Here is a 16,357-nt window from a genome sequence, read left to right on the forward strand (position 1 = left end):
CCCCTCAAGCCCGCAGCTTTCCGCCCTGCTTTTCTACCGCCGCCACGACCTTGGCGGTCAGGGCCTCGATCTCGGCTTCGGTCAGGGTGGCTTCGCGCGGTTGGACCACGACTTCCAGCGCCACGGACTTGAAGCCCTCGTCCACGCCCTTGCCGCGATAGACGTCGAAGACCCGCACGTCGGCGATCAGGGCCTTATCGGCGCCCGTCGCGGCCCGGACCAGGTCGCCCACCGGCTTGGCGTCTTCGACCACGAAGGCGAAGTCGCGCGTCAGGGGCATGAAGGCCGACAGGTCCGTCGACCCCCGCGCCTTGCCGCTCTTGCCGCGCGGTTCCGGCACATTGTCCAGCACGATCTCGAAAGCCAGGATCGGACCGTCGGCGTCCAGCGCCTTCAGGACGCGCGGATGCAGTTCGCCGAACTCGACCATCACATTCTTGGGACCCAGTTGCAGCCGGGCCGAACGGCCGGGGTGCCACCAGTCGCGGTTTTGGCCCTGGACCAGCTGCAGCGAGGCGACCGGGGCGCCGATCTCTTCCAGCAAGGTGGTCAGGTCGCCCTTGAGCGTGAACAGGGCGTCCTCGCCGGCGCCGGCCCAGTGACGGGCGGCGTGCGGGGCGACCAGGCCGGCGATGACCGTGCGCTGATCCGCCGGACCGTCGCCCAGATAGATGGGGCCGATCTCGAACAGGGCGGCGTCGGCGAAACCACGAGCGGCGTTCCTCGCCGCCGCCTGGATCAGGTTCGGCAGGGCCGAGGGCCGCATGCAGTCCAGATCGGCCGCGATCGGGTTCTCCAGCACCAGCCGATCATCCCCGCCGCCGAACAGAGCAGCGGTCGATTGTTTGGTGAAGGACCAGGTGACGGCCTCGGCATAGCCCAACGCCGCCAGCGCCCGACGCGCGGTGCGGACGCGGGCCTGGCGCGGGCTCAGCACCCCGCCGGCGGGGCGGGCGACCTCGGGCAGGGGCGTATCGGGCAAGCTGTCGAAGCCCTCGATGCGCGCAACCTCTTCCACCAGATCGGCCGGACCTTCGACGTCGCGACGCCACGACGGCGGGGTGACGATCCAGGGCTCGGCCTGACCGGCGGGCGCGGCCTGAACCAGGAAACCGAGCTGGCCCAGGATGGTGCCGATCCGGTCATCGGCCAGGTCCATGCCGCTGAGCCGCTTCACATAGGCAGGGTCAAAGGCGAAGGGCGCCGGGCTGGCCGGCGGTTCGCCGACGAAGACGATGTCCGACGGCTCGCCGCCGCACAGGTCCAGGATCAGGCGCGTGGCCAGTTCCAGACCCGGCGTGACCGAGACCGGATCGACGCCGCGCGCGAACCGGTACTGGGCGTCGGAGTGGATGCCCCGCGCACGGCCGGTCTGGGCGATGACCAGCGGGTCGAACCAGGCGCTTTCCAGGAAGACGTCGGTGGTGGTCTCGTCGCAGCCAGTGCTCTCGCCGCCAATGACGCCGCCCAGACCGATGGGCCGCTCGCCCCCGGCGTCGGCGATGACGCAGTCGGCTGCGGACGCGGCATAGGTTTTGCCGTCCAGGGCGATCAGATGTTCGTGCTCGCCGGTTGCGGCCGAAACCTGCCCCGCTCGCACCACGACCTCCGTTCCCGACAGCTTGGCGACGTCATAGACGTGCAGCGGCCGGGCGCGGTCATAGGCGATCAGATTGGTCACATCGACCAGACGGTTGATCGAGCGCAGGCCGATGGCCGTCAGACGCTTCTGCAGCCAGGCCGGCGACGGGCCGTTCTTGACGCCGCGAATGACGCGACCGGCGAAGACCGGGCACATCTCGGGCGCGTCCAGCCGCACGCTGATCGGCGAGGGGAAGCCCCCGCGCACCACGGCGATGTCGAAATGCTTCAGCTTGCCGACGCTGGCGGCGGCCAGATCGCGGGCGATGCCGGCCACGCCCAGCCAGTCGGGCCGGTTCGGCGTGACCTCGAAATCGATGACCGGCTCGGCGCCGAACAGGCCGGCGACCGGCGTGCCGACGGGGATTTCCGGCGGCAGTTCCTGAATGCCGTCGCTCTCGTCCGACAGTTCAAGCTCGGAGGCCGAGCACAGCATGCCGTTCGACACCACGCCACGCACCGGCTTCTCGACCAGGGTCACGCCCAGACCCGGCACATAGGCGCCGACGGGGGCGTAGATGGTGGTCAGGCCCGCCCGCGCGTTCGGCGCGCCGCAGACGATCTCTTTCATCCCATCGACCGTTTCGACCTGGCAGACCTGCAACCGGTCGGCGTTGGGATGTCGCTCGGCCGAGACGATCTTGGCCACGGTGAAGGGCGCCAGTTTGGCGGCGGGGTCGAGCACTTCCTCGACCTCCAGCCCGGCCATCGTCATCGCCTCGGCGATCTGCTGAACATCCGCCTCGGTCTCGAGGTGGTCCTTCAGCCAGGACAGGGTGAACTTCATGCCGCCGGTCCCGCCACCGTCGGAACAGCCGCCAGTTGCTCTAGAATCTCGGCGGCTCCAGTGAAGCCCACATTGTAGAACTCGCAGCCCACGAAGGTGCAGTCATGCATCGGGATGGTGCCCAGCGCCTTGTCCCCCATCGGCTGAAGCAGAAGATTTTTCATACCGCCGCGGGAGTCGCCGAAGTTCGTCTCATCGAACGTCGTGCCGGGTCCGACCAAAACGATCGCCGGGCCATCCAGCCGGCAACCGGTGAAGGTGCGCCCCACGACCGCGCCCTTGTCACGGCAATGCTGATAAAGATCGTGCAGGTTCAGATCGACGTTCTCGAACCTGGTCTGGGTCAGGTCGCGCGCAAGATTGACGGGACGGTTGATCGGAAGCCGGCTCATGCTTGCACCGCTCGTGCGCTGAGAAGGTCGGCCTCGATCTGCTCAAGCAGATCCGGGGCGCCGGTGAAGCCCACCTGAACGAAGCGGCAGCGAACAAAGCGGCAGTTGGACATGCCCACGACGCCCGCGATCATATCGCCCATCGGCTGAAGCAGCAGCGTGCGGGGGTTGGTCGCCACGCCCATGTTGCAGCTGTCGAACGTCGTGCCGTTCATGACAGCCATGACCGCCGGTCCTTCGATTAGACAGTTCGTGAACGTCTTGTCCTCGATGAATGTCTTGCCCGCGTTCATATGATGAACGGCCAACGACGGCAGCCAGACGGCTTCCTTTTCGAAGGTCGTGCGGGCCACCAGTTCTCGGCCGAACTTTTCTTCGGCCGACATCGGCGTTTCAGTTTGATCGGTCATCTTGAAACTCGTTCAGCTCAGGCCCGAGGCCGGGTTGGGGGCGGCGAAGGCCGAGAAGCCGTAGTGGGACAGCCAGCGGGTGTCGGCGTCGAACATGGGGCGCAGGTCGGGCACGCCGTATTTCAGCATGGCCAGGCGATCGACCCCCATGCCGAAGGCGAAGCCCTGATATTCATCGGGGTCGATGCCGCAGTTCCTGAGCACATTGGGATGCACCATCCCGCAGCCCAGGATCTCCAGCCAGTCGTCGCCGGTGTTGAACACCAGTTTCCCGCCAGAGCGATCGCAGCGGATGTCCATTTCGGCCGACGGTTCGGTGAAGGGGAAGTGGTGCGGACGGAAGCGCGCCTGGACCGCGTCCAGTTCGAAGAAGCGGGCGATGAAGGTCTGAAGCGTGGTCTTCAGGTGGCCCATGTGAATGTCACGGTCGATCACCAGACCCTCGATCTGGTGGAACATCGGCGTGTGGGTGGCGTCGGAGTCCTTGCGGAAGGTCCGGCCGGGCGCAACGATGCGGATCGGCGGCTTCTGGCTCATCATGGTGCGGACCTGCACCGGGCTGGTGTGGGTGCGCAGCACCTTGCGCTCGCCCGTCTCGGGGTCCGGCTTCAGGAAGAAGGTGTCGTGCATTTCCCGCGCCGGATGTTTGGGCGGGAAGTTCAGGGCGGTGAAGTTGTGGAAGTCGTCCTCGATGTCGGGACCTTCGGCCACGGCGAAGCCCATCTCGGCGAACAGGGCGATCATCTCGTCCATCACCTGCATGGTGGGATGAACCCCGCCCTTCCTGCGCGGACGCGCCGGCAGGGTCAGGTCGATGCGTTCCGACAGAAGGCGGGCGTCTAGTTCGGCGGCTTCCAGCGCGGTCTTCTTCGCGGCGATGGCGGCGGCGACGCGGTCACGCAGACCGTTGATCATCGGCCCCTGTTCGCGGCGTTCGTCGGGGCTCATGGCGCCCATGCCCTTCAGCAGGCCGGAGACGGAGCCGGACTTGCCCAGGGCGGCGACGCGCACCTCTTCCAGGGCGGCGACGGTTTCCGCGCCGCCAATGGCGTTGATCAGGTCGAGTTCGAGTGTGGCGAGATCGGTCATTTGCGCTGTGCCTTAGCGTTCTCGCGCGCGTTCGTCACCCTTCAAGGGGCCGATGCGATGGCCTGAAGTTCCGACGCCGGCGCCTTGTTGGCCGCAACGATCCAGGCGGGCGGTTCCGGCTCCCAGCGGATGGGCCGGCCGTCGGTCTGCATCCAGCGATGCAGCCAGGAGATTCCGTTGGCGCGGACATAGGTGTCAGGGTGCTGATAGATCGGATCGGCCAGCGCCTCTTCCAGCGGCACGAAGCGATAGCCGCGCGCCAGATAAAGGGCGTGGATCTGCGGATACCAGGCCTGGTTCAGGGTGTTGGCGTGCAGCAGCAGCACCTGCGCCGGTTCACGCCCGCCCGCCACCTCGGCGCTGTAGGGTTCGAAGAAATCCAGCACCGTCGCCATATGCGCCACATAGGCCTGACCGATGCGCTGCATCAGCGCCTGATCGCCGATCTGCTCGGCCTTGCGATAGACGTCGGCGAACATCCAGTCGTTGTTGTCGAGGGTCACAGGCGCGACCGTATAGCCGCGCTGGGCCAGGCCGGCGGCGATGGCGTCGTGCTTCGCCTGCGTCTCGCCGGTGAACAGATAGGGGTGGCGGAACCAACGCAGGGTCTTGCCGCGCGCCTCAAGCGCCTGCCGAACGATCGGCGCCCCGGCGTCCACGTCGGCCAGATAGGCCTCAACCGTCGTCGCGTGGATGTTCAGATGGGTGTTGGTGTGGTTGCCCAGGTCCAGACCAGCGTCCAGCCAGACGTTCAGCACGCGCGGCAGGATCGTGGCGCGCTCGGCCTCGCACACCTTGCCCGCGTTGACGAAGGCTGTGCCGTGCGTATCCAGCGGCTTCAGCATGGCGACGAAATCCTGGGTGATCGTCATCAGGCGGGCCGGATCGCACAGGGTCGCCGCATCGGTCTGGAACGGCAGGTCGTCGAAGGTCACGGCGACGCGTCGGTCCTGCGCGGCGGCGGGAGTGACAAGAACGAGGGCGGCAACCAGGCCGCAGATCAGGGTGCGCATCATGCGGCAAGGCTATCGAAGCCGCGGCCGCGAGGGAATATGCGGCGCGACAGCGACTTTCCATCCGCCCACGGATCGACTGTCGAAAACCCGCCGCGAAAGGTTCATGAACGGCAAAGCTGGCGTTAAATATCACCGTCTAATCAGGCCTCCGGACTAGCGAGGACCTTGATGCCGCTGATCGGTGATTTCGTCGACTTGATCGCGCCCGTGGCGCCATCCACGCCGGGCGCAGATGTGTTCGAGCGCTTCCAGACCGAGCCGAACACCCTGGCCCTGGCTGTCGTCGACGACGATGGCCGACCCCTCGGCATCATTGAACGCAACGCCTTCACCCTGAGGATGGCGGCCGAGTTCGGACGCGCCCTGTATGCCCGCAGGCCCGCCGAAAGCCTGATGGACCGCAATGCGCCGGTGGCGGAAGCGGCGACCAGCGCCGAGGCCTTCTTCCAGGCTTACGGGGCCGCCGAACTGGGCGCCCTGCTGACCGGCTTCATCGTGGTGGCGGGCGGCCGCTACGTCGGCGTCGGCACAGCGTTGCAGGTGGTTCAGGCGGGCGCGGCCCTGCACCGCCAGCGGGCCGAGGAAATGAGCGCCCTGGCCCGCGACCTGGCGCTGGCCGAGGCCGAGGCCGTCGCCTCCAGCCGGGCCAAGTCCGAGTTTCTGGCGGTGATGAGCCACGAGATCCGCACGCCCCTGAACGGGGTGCTGGGCGTCGCGGCCCTGATGGACAAGAAGCTGGAGCAGGAAGAGCTGCGCCCCTACGTCCGCACCGTGATCGATTCGGGCCAGAGCCTGCTACGGCTGCTGACCGACGCGCTGGACATGTCACGCGCCTCGGCCGGCATGCTGACGCTGGAGGAAGAGCCGCTGGACCTGTCGGCCGTCGCCTTCGACATCGACGCCCTGTGGCGCGCGCGGGCCGACGAGAAATCGCTCGGTCTGACCATCCGCACAGACCTGGCCGTTCCCTGCGTTCAGGCCGACGGGATGCGGCTGAAGCAGCTGTTGAACAACCTGATCGGCAATGCGCTGAAGTTCACCCTGAAAGGCGAGGTCGTCGCCCTGATCGAAAGCCACGCCGACGGCGAGGTGATCTTCACCGTGGACGACAGCGGCCCCGGCGTGCCCGAGGCGGCGGCCGCGACCATCTTTGATCCCTTCAACACCGGAAAGGCCGGGCGTGAGGGCGCGGGCGCGGGCCTGGGCCTGGCCATCTGCCGACAGATCGCCGAACGGATGGGCGGCGCGATCTCGCTGGGCGCCTCGCCCCAGGGCGGCGCGCGCTTTCAGGTGCGCCTGCCGTTGCGCGTCGCGACCGAGAGCGCGGCGCCCGCCCCCGCCATGGCCGAGCCGACCCCGCACGACACCCTGCATGTGCTGGTGGTGGACGACAACGCCACCAACCGCTTCGTCGCCGGCAAGCTGCTGGAGACGTTCGGCTGCACCTGCGAGATGGCCGAGAACGGGCGGGAGGCGGTGGACGCCGTAATGGCCCGTCCGTTCGACCTGGCCCTGATGGACATCAAGATGCCGGTGATGGACGGGGTCGCCGCGACGCGGGCTATCCGCGCCCTGCCCGATCCGGCCGGCGCCCTGCCGATCCTGGCCCTGACGGCGAACGCCGACGAGCGCGACGAGCTGGACTATATCGCCGCCGGCATGAACGGCGTGGCGCAAAAGCCGATCCAGCCCGACGCCCTGCTGAACGCCATCCGCATGGTGCTGGCGCAGAGCCAGGCATCGCAGGTCCTCAAGGCAGCCTGAAGCGAAGAACGCCCGCCCCGGAAACCGGAGCGGGCGTCATTCTTGTTGCGCTACGCTCGCGACGCGATCGCTCGCGGCTTGAGCGCGGCCCTTAAGCCAGGGCGGCGCGGACCTTGTCGGCGACGGCCTTGAAGCCGGTCGCGTCAGCGGCGATCGCGGCCAGAACCTTGCGGTCCAGTTCGATGCCGGCCTTGTTCAGGCCGTTGATGAACTGGCTGTAGGTGAAGCCTTCCAGACGGGCGGCGGCGTTGATGCGCTGAATCCACAGGGCGCGGAAGTTGCGCTTCTTGGCGCGACGGTCGCGATAGGCGTATTGCCCGGCGCGGTCGACGGCGGCCTTGGCCGTACGGATGGTATTCTTGCGGCGGCCGGAGAAGCCCTTGGCCTGCTCCAGAACCTTCTTGTGCTTGGCGTGCGAGGTTACGCCACGTTTAACGCGAGCCATGATGTTTTTCCCTTCGGGAAGTCCCTATCGCGCGCCGCGCGGCGGCTTGCTGCTTGAGGGACTGTGGTTCAAATTCAGTGCGAAAAGATCGTCTGCGTGCAGTGCGCCGATCAGGCGTACGGCATGTAGGATTTGATCTTCTTGGCGTCGGCGTCGGCCATGACCGAGGTGCCGCGGTTCTGGCGGATGTATTTCGAGTTGTGGCTGATCAAGCGGTGACGCTTGCCCGCAACGCCGGCCTTAACCTTGCCAGTGGCCGTGAATTTGAAGCGCTTCTTGGCGCCCGACTTCGTCTTCAGTTTCGGCATTTCAGTCTCCTTTTTGGAGGGCGACCGGCCCTTGGACTGCTTGAGCCCGTGGGAGGTATCTCTCCAGAGTTTAAGAACCGCCCAGGCATGCCTGTTCGCCTGGCGGTTCGGTACGCGAAGGCGCGGCTTCTACGTGAAGAGCGCCGCCATTGCAAGACGAGTCAGGCCGGGGTTTTGACGCCGCCCTCGCTGCTGCGAATGACGCGTCCAGCGTTGATCGCCATCAGGGCCGCCGGGAGGGTCAGCAGCGCCCCGATCACGAAGGGCCAGTCATGCCCCAGCCCCGAGAACAGCGCGCCCGCGATCATCGGCCCGAAGATGCGCGCCACCGAGCTGGAGGCCATGTTCAGGCCCAGCATGGCCCCCTGCCGATCCGGCGGCGAGGCGCGGCTGATCATGGCCGAGATGTTGGGCATGGCCAGCGACATGCCGCACGCGCCGATCGCCATCACGATCGGGATGATCCAGCCCTGGACGACCGGGATCGTCAGGGCGCCCAGCTCGAGCCGCGTCGCGGGAAACCACGCGACCGGCGCCAGCACCTGCAACACCAGCGAGGTTCCAAACAGCAGCATGCCGGTGGCCAGCACGCGCGATTCGCCGAACCGCCGCGCCAGCCGCCCGGCGAAGAACCCCTGATTCAGCGTCGAGACGATGCCCACGATCATGAAGCTGAGCCCCACCTCGCGCGCCCCCCAATGATAGCGGCTCTCGGACCACAGGCCGAACACGCTCTCCATCGCCGAAAACCCGGCCATATAGATCAGGGTCACGACCAGCACGCGCGACACCACCGCGTTGTCGCGCGCCGCCTTCAGCCCCGCCAGGAAGGCTGGCCGTGGGGCGGCGGGATCGGCCTTGGCCCGGCTCTCCCGCAGGAAGACGACGACGCCGACCGCCGCGACCGCCGCCAACGCCGCCGCCAGGAAGATCGGCAGCTGATAGCCCAGCCGCCCCAGTTGCGGCTGCGTCAGCAATCCGCCCAGCCCTGGCCCGACGATGAAGCCCAGGCCGAACGCGGCGCCGATCAGACCCATCCGCCCGGCCCTCTGCTCGGGCGGGGTCACATCGGCCACATACCCCTGAACCGTCGAGATATTGCCCGCGCCCAGGCCGGTGAACAGCCTGACCGCGATCGCCAGCCAGATGTTGGGCACGAAGGCCAGCATCAGATAGCCCAGCGCATTGGCGATCAGGGTCATCAACAGCACGGGCTTTCGTCCGATCCGGTCCGACAGCCGCCCCCAGAACGGCTCGGCGAAGAACTGCCCCAGCGAATAGGCCGAGAACATCAACGTGATCTGCCATGCCTCGGCCTTCAGGCTCTGGGCGAAGAACGGCAGCAACGGCACCACCAGCCCGAACCCGACCAGGTTGATGAACACCGTCGCAAACAGCACAGCCAGCGCCGGTGTTTTCAGCTTGGGCGGTTGGGTGCGCGCAGCGACCGTATCGGCGTTCGTCATCGCCTACGCTTAGCCGTTTCTCCAGCAAAGAAAAACGCCCCGGTCGCGGGACCAGGGCGTTTGGTTTTCAGCGATGGATCGCGATCAGCGCGGAGCCAGGATCATGATCATCTGGCGGCCTTCCATCTTGGGCGCGAACTCGACCTTGGCGATTTCGTCGAAGTCGGCCTGGACCTTGTTCAGCAACTTCATGCCCAGTTCGGGGTGCGCCATTTCGCGGCCGCGGAAGCGCAGGGTGACCTTGACCTTGTCGCCCTCGTCGAAGAAGCGGTGCATGGCCTTGGCCTTCACCTCGTAGTCGTGGGTGTCGATGTTCGGACGGAGTTTGATCTCCTTCAGCTCGACGACCTTCTGGCGCTTACGCTGCTCGGCCTTCTTCTTCTGCTCCTGGAAACGGTGCTTGCCGTAATCGAGGATCTTGGCCACCGGCGGCTCGGAGGTGGAGACGATCTCGACCAGGTCCATCCCGGCTTCCTCGGCGGCTTCCAGAGCGGCGGAAGTGGGCATGACGCCCTGTTTTTCGCCGTTCTGGTCGATGAGCAGAACGCGAGGGGCGCGGATATCCTGGTTCATACGCGGCCCGTCTTTCACGGGTGGCGCTTGCATGGGACGGCGAATGGGCGTCGTTTCCTTATGTGGTCAGAGAAGGCGTATGTCGTGATGAGCGAATGCACGCGGCGATCGCCACGTTCCCCTCAAGGCCGGCAATATGCTCCGCGAGCCCCGATTTTTCAAGGGTTCGCAGGCGTTTCGCCGATATAGGCGTCATGTAGCGCCAACACTGCGTCGAAGACGTGATCCACCGTGAGATCCTCGATCGGCGCGAACTGGCCGCGGGTCTCGTTGGACGCTGCGGTTCGCGTCTTGGGGCCCCACGGTCCATACAGCCACCACTCCGTCGGACCGAACAGGCCCAGGGTCGGACGGCCCAGCGCGGCCGAGACGTGCATCAGGCCGGAGTCGTTGCCGACGAACAGATCGGCCCGATCAATGGCGGCGGCAGAGGCCATGATGTCGCCCTTGCCGACAAAATCGATTCCACGCGGCCCTGCAGCTTCCAAGGCCGGGGTCGCGGGCGGCCGGTCGCCCGATCCGCCCACCGGCATAAAGCGCCAGCCATCAAAGCGCGGCTCGGCCTTCAGCTTTTCGACCAGCGCGCCCCAGCGATCGGCGGGCCAGCTCTTGCCCGGTTGGTGCGCGATGGGCGCAAGCGCAATGATCCGACCGGGACCGGCGCCGCCCGCCAACTGCGGATCGATCACGGCTGCGGCCTCGGCCCGCGCCTGATCGTCCAGGAAGATTTCGGGGTCCAGCGGCGTCGGCGACCCCATCAGGCGCGACACCATCTCGACCTTGCGCAGGCCGGTTTCCCACGAGCGGTTATAGACGATGCGCCGCTTCGCCGGGATCAGATAGCTGAGCGCCGAACCCCGGATGTCGATCACCAGATCCCAGCGCGTGCCGACGACCTGTTTCCACAGATCGAGCCAGTGGCCGGACAGCTTCTTCTTGTCGAGCACGATGGTGCGCACCACGCCGGGCGCATTGCGGAAGAAGGGCGCAGGCGGCCGGCCGCAGGCGACGGTGATCTCGGCCCCCGGGACCTGACGCGCGATCTCGCGGATCACGCCCGACGAAATGACGCAGTCGCCGATGCGGTTGGAGGTGACGAACAGGACCTGGGGTGCGGACATGGGTCTGTGTTCCGCCATCGCGCGTCGCGGTCAAGGGTGACGACGGCGGAAAGTCCGGGCAGAACGGCGCCATGACCGACATCCAGCACCTGTCCCGCCCCGATGGCGAAACTTTGGCCTTCAAACGCGTCGAAGGCGACGGCCCGACCGTGATCTGGGTCGGCGGCTTTCGTTCGGACATGGAGGGGACCAAGGCCCTGGCCCTGGACGTCGCCGCGCGCGAACGCGGCTGGAACTTCGTGCGCTACGATCACTTCGCCCATGGCCAGTCATCAGGCGACTGGAGACAGGCCACTATCGGCCGCTGGCGCGAGGACGCCGTCGCCCTGATCGACAGCCTGTCGGGGCCGGTCATTCCGGTTGGATCGTCGATGGGCGGCTGGGTCTCGCTGCTGGCGACGCTGGCGCGACCGGATCGGATCAAGGGCCTGGTGCTGGTCAATCCGGCCCAGGACTTCACCGAACGGCTGATGTGGCCCGGCCTGGCGGACCACGAGCGGCAGGCCATCCTGCGCGAGGGCGAAACCCTGATCGTCGAGGAGGGTCTGGGCGAATATGTCCTGACGCGGCGCATGTTCGAGGAAGCGCGCGACTGGCTGCTGCTGGACGGCGCGATCGACATCGCCGCGCCGGTTCATGTCCTGCAAGGCCGCGCCGACGACGTCGTGCCATGGCGACATCAGGTCGAACTGGTCGAACGGCTGACCGGCGGCGACGTGCGCCTGGACCTGATCGAGGGCGGCGATCACCGGCTTTCGACGCCGGCGGACCTCGACCGACTGGTCGCGGCGGTCGAGGCTATGCGGGGCTAGGTCAGCCCTTACCCGTCAGCGCCCCATACAGGTCCGTCCGGCGATCGCGGAAGAAGCCCCAGGCCGCGCGATATTTGTCCAGTTCGTCCAGATCGAAGCGGTGCACCAGCACCCCTTCCTCCTCGGCGCCCAGTTGCTCAACCAGTTCGCCCTGCTGGTCGGCGATAAAGGAATGGCCGTAGAAGGTCTGGCCGACCTCGGTCACGCGCTCATGGCCGATCCGGTTGGCGCCGACGACCGGCACGGCGTTCGACACCGCATGGCCCTGCATGGCGCGCCGCCACGGCTCGGCCGTATGCAGGGTCGCGTCATGCGGCTCGGTGCCGATGGCGGTCGGATACATCAGCACATCGGCGCCCATCAGCATCATCGCCCGCGCCGCTTCCGGGAACCACTGGTCCCAGCAGATGCCGACCCCGACCTTGCCGAAGCGCGTCTTCCAGACCTTGAAGCCCGTGTCGCCCGGCCGGAAATAGTATTTCTCCTGATAGCCGGGGCCGTCGGGAATATGGCTCTTGCGATAGACGCCCAGCGCCTCGCCGTCGGCGTCCAGCATGACCAGCGAGTTATAATACTGCGGCCCGTCCTTCTCGAAGATCGAGACCGGAATGGCCACGCCCAAGTCCTTGGCCACCGGCGCCATGGCCACAACACACGGATGCTCGCGCCACTCATAAGCCTGGCTGAACCAGTGCTCTTCCTGCGACACGCAGAAATAGGGCCCCTGGAACAGCTCCGACGGCAGGATCACCTGCGCGCCCCGCCCCGCCGCCTCGCGCACGAGGGCGATGGTCTTGTCGATGTTCGCCTGCATGTCCTCGCCGTACGAGGTCTGGATGCCGGCGACGGTGAGGGTGCGGGTCATGCGGGCTCCTGCTGGGAGATGCAGTGGAACGAGCCGCCGCCGGTCAGGATGGCGTTGGACGGCAGCGGGATGATCTCGCGATCGGGGAAGGCGTCCTTCAACGCCTGACAGGCCATGTCGGCCGCACGCGCATCGCCATAGGTGGGAACGATCACCGCGCCGTTGGCGATCAGGAAGTTCATGTGGCTGGCCGGGATCGGGCGTTCGTCCTCGTCAAACACCAGGCCCGGCGACGGGATGCGCACCACCTTCAGCCGCCGGCCCGCCGCATCGGTCACGGCGGCCAGATCGCGCGCCGTCGCGTCATAGACGTCGGCGTTGACATCGTTCGTCCCCCAGGCGACCGGGCAGGCGACAACCCCCGGCGCGACGAACCGCGCCAGATTATCGACGTGCCCATCAGTGTGGTCGTTCAACAAACCGTCGCCCAGCCACACCACCACCTTGGCGCCGACCGCCTTCTCCAGCGCCGCCGCCGCGACGGTCTCATCCTGGTTCCAGGCCGGATTGCGGTTCGGGTTCAGCAGGCATTGGCGCGTGGTCAGCACGGTCCCCTCCCCGTCGTGATCCAGCGACCCGCCCTCCATGACAAAGTCGTTCCAGGTCAGGTCCACGCCCGCATGTCGGCCGATCTGGCCCGCGACTAGGTCGTCGCCCGGCATGTCGTATTTCCCGCCCCAGCCGTTGAATTTGAAGGCGGCGGCCGTCCTGGATCCCGCGCCGAAGATCGGCCCGGTGTCGCGTAGCCAGACGTCGCCGAACTCGCCGGGAACGACCTCGACATTGGCCACGCCCGCAAAGCGCGCCTGGGCGTCGGCCAGGACCTCGGCCTTGCCGACCATCAGCTTGACCTGCTCGCGCCCCGGTCCGGCCAGGGCCCGCACCAGACCCTCGACCTCGTCCTGCGCCTGCTCCAGCGCCTCGAACCAATATTCCGCATGGCTGGGCCAGCCCACCCACATGGCGCGGTGCGGCGCCCATTCGGCGGGGATGGCGGCAGCAGTCGGATCGGTCATGCGGGCGTCCTCAACAAGGGCCGAACTGGGAGCCGCGCCATATGGCCCCAAGCGCCCCCGACTTCAACGTCAGCCACGAAAAAGGGCGGCCCCCGAACGGACCGCCCTTCGTCGTTTCAGTCTGGCTTAAGCCTTAGAAGGCGTAGCGCAGGGTCGCCATCATGGTGCGCGGCGCGCCGACGCCGGCGAACGAGCGGCTATAACCCAGCTGGCCAGGGGTGCCCGACGCGCGGGTGCCCAGGGTGCTGTAGTACTGCTCGTCGAACAGGTTGGTGACGTTGAACTGCAGATAGGTGCCTTCGAAGCCCAGCGGAGCAAAGTCGAATCGGGCGTCCAGATCGACCACGGTGTAGGCGTCGACCTTCAGATCGTTGACGTCGGTGACCCAACGCTCGCCGGTGTACTTGCCCTGAATGCCCGCCGAGAAGACGTCGTTGAACTGGTACGACGCACGCAGCGAATACATCTGCTCAGGGGTTTCGACCTGTTTCTTGCCCTTGGTCTGCAGACGGTTGCCCGCACGGTCATAGACATAGTCGTCCTGCAGTTCGCTATCCAGGAACGAGGCCGAACCGTACAGGCTCAGCGCCTGGATCGGCGACCAACCCACCGAGATTTCAACACCCTTGGATTCAACCGAACCAACGTTGCGATCGACGAACTGGTCCAGGTCCGGCTCGAAGGTGCTGACAATGCGGTTGTCGAACTGGTTGAAGAAGCCCGACGCTTGGGCAATCAGGGTGCCGGACGTGTAGCGGTAGCCGAAATCGACGTTCTTGGACGTCTCCGGCTGCACCGTCGGGTTGCCGATCGAACCATCGGCCAGACGCGTCGTCGCATACAGGCTGTCCGTGCGCGGGGCCGACAGCGATTCCGAGTAGCTGGCGTATATCGATTGGGCGCCGCCGAACTTGTAGGTCGCGCCGACGTTGGGCAGCACGTCGTCGTACTTCACCGTGCGTTGGAACGGCGTGATGTACTGGGTGGTCCCGCGTCCTGCAAAGGTCACATTGCCGTTGGCCAGCGTCGCGTTCGGCACTTCGGACGTGCAGAGCACGTTCGAAGAGGCGTTCTGGGTATAGCAGAACTGGTTCAGTTCACGCTTGAAGAAGGGCGCACGAACGCCAAGGTTGATCGTCAGTGCCTCGTCCAGGAAACGACCGATGTATTCGACCGAAAACTGGTTCAGTTCGGCATAGGACAGCCGGTCACGCGAACGCAGGGCGAAACCATCCAGGTTCACGACCCGGTTTCCTTCTTCCTTCAGGCCGCCGAACTCATCGACGAAGCTCGGGTTGGTCGGGTTGGAGAAGTCGATGCGACCGAACAGGCCTGTCTGGCGGTGGCGACCCCAGTCCAGCGCATAGGCGGCGCGCAGGCGGTGATGGTCATTCAGATCCCAGATCAGCGAGCTGTTCAGCGTATAGCGCTGGGTGTGAGTGTTGGAAGGCGACATGACGCGAACGCGGTCCAGGATGTCGCCGTCGCCATTCAGGTCGACGCCGCCCGTCGTACGGGTGCCACGCAGCAACAGGTCGTTCTCGGCCAGCACCGTTTGTTGCGAGCCGCCATTGGCCAGTGTGTAGGAGAACGAGGGATCGATCGTCAGGATCAGGCCGTCAGCCAAGGTGAAGCGCGACTGACCGCGGATGTTGCCGGTGTTGGACGGGTTGATACGCAGACCCCAGTAGTTGGCGCCGTTGCTGTCCAAATCCGCCGCTCCCGGACGAACCGTCGGTGCAGTGTAGGTGCGATCGAAATCGACGCCCCAGCGGAACGGGCTGGTTTCAACGTCGCTGACGCAGACCTGGGTGCGCGCAACGTCGCAGAAGCCGGTTGCGGTGGCCAGGTTCGGGCCATTGTAGTTGTTGTTGCGGTTTTCATTCCAGTGCGCGGCCAGCGACAGGAAGTCGCCGTTGTCGCCCAGCGGCTGATAGATGCGGGCGTTGTACTGGGTCTTCTCAAGTTCACCGATGCCTTTGAACTTGTCATACTTCTGGTGCGAAGCGGCGAACCAGGCCGAGGTGCCCCACGGACCGACTGCTCCGGTGTCGATCAAGCCCATGATGCGATTGTAGCTGAAGTCGCCCAACGAACCTTGCAGCCAGCCGCCGAAATCGGCAGCCGGGCGGCGCGTGACGTAGTTGATGGTGCCGCCGGTCGCCGAGGCGGTGGGGCTATCGACGTCGGTCGAGCCCGTGTTGATCGAGGCGCGTTCGATCAGCTCCGGGTCCAATTGTTGGTTGGTGTAGGTGGCGTAGTTGCCGGTGTCGTTCAGCGGGATGCCGTCAAACGTCAACGACACGCGGTTGCCGTCGAAGCCGCGCAGACGGATGTTGCCGCCCGACGAACCATAGGGGTCGGCGTTGGTGAAGCTGAGACCCGGGGTCAGATTGAGGGTCTGAAGGATCGTTTGGCCGGCCGACTGGGTCGCGATGAATTCCTGACCAATGGTGTTGCGCGTCTTGGCGACAGTCTCGGCGGTTGCAAGACCTTCAATGGTGCGCTGTCCGCGAACCCCGGTGACGACGACTTCGCCAACTTCGGTCGCTTCGGTGCCGGTCGATTGGGCGGAGGCGGCGCCGGCGAAGGCCAGCGAGCCGGCAAGGGCGGTAGTCGCCCAAATCAGGCTTTTACGAGTAATCATTACAT

General features: G+C 66.2%; 15 protein-coding genes. 2 read left to right on the forward strand and 13 right to left on the reverse strand.

Annotation, left to right across the window (positions count from 1 at the left end; genetic code table 11):
• Positions 1–4: 4 nt before the first annotated feature.
• From pheT to HF680_RS11850, 5 genes are read right to left on the reverse strand one after another with little or no spacing between them, the layout of a single operon-like run.
• Complete coding sequence (pheT, locus tag HF680_RS11830) at positions 5–2,428, reverse strand: phenylalanine--tRNA ligase subunit beta (RefSeq protein WP_185225211.1); 2,424 nt, start codon at positions 2,426–2,428, stop codon at positions 5–7.
• Positions 2,425–2,820 carry a hypothetical protein gene (locus HF680_RS11835; RefSeq protein WP_185225212.1) on the reverse strand — a complete coding sequence of 132 codons (396 nt, stop codon included), beginning with the start codon at positions 2,818–2,820 and terminating at the stop codon, positions 2,425–2,427. Before HF680_RS11835 ends, pheT begins: the two co-directional genes overlap by 4 nt.
• Positions 2,817–3,230, reverse strand: a complete 414-nt coding sequence (locus HF680_RS11840) for a hypothetical protein (protein WP_161638246.1) — start codon at positions 3,228–3,230, stop codon at positions 2,817–2,819. The genes HF680_RS11835 and HF680_RS11840 overlap by 4 nt, the downstream gene beginning before the upstream one ends.
• A 12-nt stretch (positions 3,231–3,242) precedes the next feature.
• Positions 3,243–4,319 (reverse strand): phenylalanine--tRNA ligase subunit alpha, encoded by a 1,077-nt coding sequence (pheS, locus tag HF680_RS11845; RefSeq protein WP_091748933.1) that lies wholly within the window; start codon positions 4,317–4,319, stop codon positions 3,243–3,245.
• A gap of 41 nt (positions 4,320–4,360) precedes the next feature.
• The gene (locus HF680_RS11850; protein ID WP_045811063.1) at positions 4,361–5,335 is read right to left on the reverse strand and encodes a polysaccharide deacetylase family protein; all 975 of its coding nucleotides are present in this window, start codon (positions 5,333–5,335) and stop codon (positions 4,361–4,363) included.
• Between the two features lie 168 nt (positions 5,336–5,503).
• On the opposite strand from HF680_RS11850, the gene HF680_RS11855 reads away from it, so the two are divergent.
• On the forward strand, positions 5,504–7,099 hold the full coding sequence (locus HF680_RS11855) for an ATP-binding protein (RefSeq protein WP_045811064.1): 1,596 nt from the start codon (positions 5,504–5,506) through the stop codon (positions 7,097–7,099).
• A gap of 91 nt (positions 7,100–7,190) precedes the next feature.
• On the opposite strand, the gene rplT is transcribed toward HF680_RS11855, so the two are convergent.
• From rplT to HF680_RS11880, 5 genes are all read right to left on the reverse strand, one after another.
• Positions 7,191–7,544 carry a 50S ribosomal protein L20 gene (gene rplT, locus HF680_RS11860; RefSeq protein ID WP_017506327.1) on the reverse strand — a complete coding sequence of 118 codons (354 nt, stop codon included), beginning with the start codon at positions 7,542–7,544 and terminating at the stop codon, positions 7,191–7,193.
• Positions 7,545–7,654: 110 nt separating this feature from the next.
• Complete coding sequence (gene rpmI, locus HF680_RS11865; RefSeq protein ID WP_003166435.1) at positions 7,655–7,852, reverse strand: 50S ribosomal protein L35; 198 nt, start codon at positions 7,850–7,852, stop codon at positions 7,655–7,657.
• A gap of 161 nt (positions 7,853–8,013) precedes the next feature.
• The gene (locus HF680_RS11870) at positions 8,014–9,318 is read right to left on the reverse strand and encodes an MFS transporter (protein WP_185225213.1); all 1,305 of its coding nucleotides are present in this window, start codon (positions 9,316–9,318) and stop codon (positions 8,014–8,016) included.
• 84 nt (positions 9,319–9,402) lie between these two features.
• Positions 9,403–9,924 (reverse strand): translation initiation factor IF-3, encoded by a 522-nt coding sequence (gene infC, locus HF680_RS11875; RefSeq protein ID WP_026108595.1) that lies wholly within the window; start codon positions 9,922–9,924, stop codon positions 9,403–9,405.
• Positions 9,925–10,049: 125 nt separating this feature from the next.
• A complete protein-coding gene (locus HF680_RS11880) occupies positions 10,050–11,012 on the reverse strand; it encodes a glycosyltransferase family 9 protein (protein ID WP_185225214.1) in 963 nt (320 codons plus the stop codon).
• Between the two features lie 71 nt (positions 11,013–11,083).
• Between HF680_RS11880 and HF680_RS11885 the strand changes: the two genes are divergently transcribed.
• The gene (locus HF680_RS11885) at positions 11,084–11,824 is read left to right on the forward strand and encodes an alpha/beta fold hydrolase (RefSeq protein ID WP_185225215.1); all 741 of its coding nucleotides are present in this window, start codon (positions 11,084–11,086) and stop codon (positions 11,822–11,824) included.
• A gap of 1 nt (position 11,825) precedes the next feature.
• Here the strand turns inward: HF680_RS11885 and aguB are convergent, their stop codons facing one another.
• The 3 genes from aguB to HF680_RS11900 all read right to left on the reverse strand — a co-directional run bounded on the left by aguB (position 11,826) and on the right by HF680_RS11900 (position 16,352).
• Positions 11,826–12,689: an N-carbamoylputrescine amidase gene (gene aguB / locus HF680_RS11890; RefSeq protein ID WP_185225216.1), complete on the reverse strand. Its 864-nt coding sequence runs from the start codon at positions 12,687–12,689 to the stop codon at positions 11,826–11,828.
• Positions 12,686–13,705 carry an agmatine deiminase family protein gene (locus tag HF680_RS11895; RefSeq protein ID WP_185225217.1) on the reverse strand — a complete coding sequence of 340 codons (1,020 nt, stop codon included), beginning with the start codon at positions 13,703–13,705 and terminating at the stop codon, positions 12,686–12,688. Before HF680_RS11895 ends, aguB begins: the two co-directional genes overlap by 4 nt.
• A 133-nt stretch (positions 13,706–13,838) precedes the next feature.
• A complete protein-coding gene (locus HF680_RS11900) occupies positions 13,839–16,352 on the reverse strand; it encodes a TonB-dependent receptor (RefSeq protein ID WP_185225218.1) in 2,514 nt (837 codons plus the stop codon).
• Positions 16,353–16,357 lie beyond the last annotated feature (5 nt).

Source organism: Brevundimonas huaxiensis, assembly GCF_014218725.1.
Taxonomy (GTDB): Bacteria; Pseudomonadota; Alphaproteobacteria; order Caulobacterales; family Caulobacteraceae; genus Brevundimonas; species Brevundimonas huaxiensis.

Bases quoted from the DNA above. Each gene is read 5' to 3' on its own strand.
- HF680_RS11885 (WP_185225215.1), top strand. From the start codon at position 11,084: ATGACCGACATCCAGCACCTGTCCCGCCCCGATGGCGAAACTTTGGCC.
- HF680_RS11840 (WP_161638246.1), bottom strand. From the start codon at position 3,230: ATGACCGATCAAACTGAAACGCCGATGTCGGCCGAAGAAAAGTTCGGC.
- HF680_RS11835 (WP_185225212.1), bottom strand. From the start codon at position 2,820: ATGAGCCGGCTTCCGATCAACCGTCCCGTCAATCTTGCGCGCGACCTG.
- aguB (WP_185225216.1), bottom strand. From the start codon at position 12,689: ATGACCCGCACCCTCACCGTCGCCGGCATCCAGACCTCGTACGGCGAG.
- HF680_RS11900 (WP_185225218.1), bottom strand. From the start codon at position 16,352: ATGATTACTCGTAAAAGCCTGATTTGGGCGACTACCGCCCTTGCCGGC.
- infC (WP_026108595.1), bottom strand. From the start codon at position 9,924: ATGCAAGCGCCACCCGTGAAAGACGGGCCGCGTATGAACCAGGATATC.
- pheT (WP_185225211.1), bottom strand. From the start codon at position 2,428: ATGAAGTTCACCCTGTCCTGGCTGAAGGACCACCTCGAGACCGAGGCG.
- pheS (WP_091748933.1), bottom strand. From the start codon at position 4,319: ATGACCGATCTCGCCACACTCGAACTCGACCTGATCAACGCCATTGGC.
- rpmI (WP_003166435.1), bottom strand. From the start codon at position 7,852: ATGCCGAAACTGAAGACGAAGTCGGGCGCCAAGAAGCGCTTCAAATTC.
- rplT (WP_017506327.1), bottom strand. From the start codon at position 7,544: ATGGCTCGCGTTAAACGTGGCGTAACCTCGCACGCCAAGCACAAGAAG.
- HF680_RS11895 (WP_185225217.1), bottom strand. From the start codon at position 13,705: ATGACCGATCCGACTGCTGCCGCCATCCCCGCCGAATGGGCGCCGCAC.
- HF680_RS11870 (WP_185225213.1), bottom strand. From the start codon at position 9,318: ATGACGAACGCCGATACGGTCGCTGCGCGCACCCAACCGCCCAAGCTG.
- HF680_RS11880 (WP_185225214.1), bottom strand. From the start codon at position 11,012: ATGTCCGCACCCCAGGTCCTGTTCGTCACCTCCAACCGCATCGGCGAC.
- HF680_RS11850 (WP_045811063.1), bottom strand. From the start codon at position 5,335: ATGATGCGCACCCTGATCTGCGGCCTGGTTGCCGCCCTCGTTCTTGTC.
- HF680_RS11855 (WP_045811064.1), top strand. From the start codon at position 5,504: ATGCCGCTGATCGGTGATTTCGTCGACTTGATCGCGCCCGTGGCGCCA.